The sequence below is a fragment of the Vibrio sp. Vb1574 genome, assembly GCF_033338675.1.
On sequence record NZ_JAWOTC010000473.1, the window covers coordinates 1 to 1,030 of the forward strand.

At 47.7% G+C, this 1,030-nt stretch carries 1 protein-coding gene; it reads right to left on the reverse strand.

The window, feature by feature from the left end:
• A partial coding sequence (locus tag R7O12_RS26970) for an MOSC domain-containing protein (RefSeq protein ID WP_318127127.1) occupies nt 1-1,030 on the reverse strand: 1,030 nt, incomplete at both ends.

The window sequence follows — 1,030 nt, forward strand, 5'->3', positions numbered from 1 at the left end:
AGCAATAGTAGCGGCTGCGCATCATGCGTTTTAAGGTGGAACTGACCATCTGGGTTTTCTGCCTCTAATACATCACCGACTTGTAGGTTGTCTAACAAGGCATTCGACACGCGGCCACCCGCAATACGCTTAACGGAGATAGCATAGCGACCAGGGCGAGATGGGCTAGACGATAAGGTATATCGACGACCAATTTTCTTACCATTGATGTCCACCTCAATCGGCAAATGTTGGCCCGGTAAGTAGTTTGGTAAAGAACCTTTGCTCGGTTCTAGCCATAAGGTCACGAAATCTTGAGCAATCTCTTCACGCTCAACACACGTCAGCGTCATGCGCACAGGTGAGTTGTCCGGATAAAATTCCGGCTCTTTATATTCGAGCACTTCAACTTTATCGCCTTGGCGAATAATGCCCTCATTGCGCGCCACAAGGTTTTGTCCAAAGAACACACCACCTCGTTCATTGGCGCGGAACTGTTGCAACGTTTTGAGCGGTTCTTTGCTCTCACGGAAAGTGCCACGTTGAGTATTGATCGTAGTAAGAATACAACGCTCACAAGGTTTGAGAGATTCGAACTCCACTTCCCCTATTCGGATGCGCTTCCAAGAATCTTCTTCAAATGGCTTGGTACCAGATACGACTAAGTTTGTGCGGAACTGATCCATGGAGTGTTGCTCAGAACTTCTTTTGTTCAATTCCTCTAGCGAAGCTTGGCTGATCACCAACACTGGATAGCCGTCAGCAAAACTCACATTTTGTCCCAGGCTTTCACGGACACGATTGGATTGTTCACCGCTAAAAAGCAACTCTACGCGCTGTCCCAATACCTGACTAAACCAATCATCCGCATCATCGGTAGTCGTGTAAGCGGTGAAGGCATCTTTCCAAACTGTTGCGGGTGTTTCCTGCATTTTGAAATCTTGATAACGGATTTTAAGTGGTTCCATTCCCAAGCTACTGAACACCACCCCATCGGCAAGCAACGCTGATTTCACGGTTACCATTTGCGGGTACTTTCGCGCAGTGATCA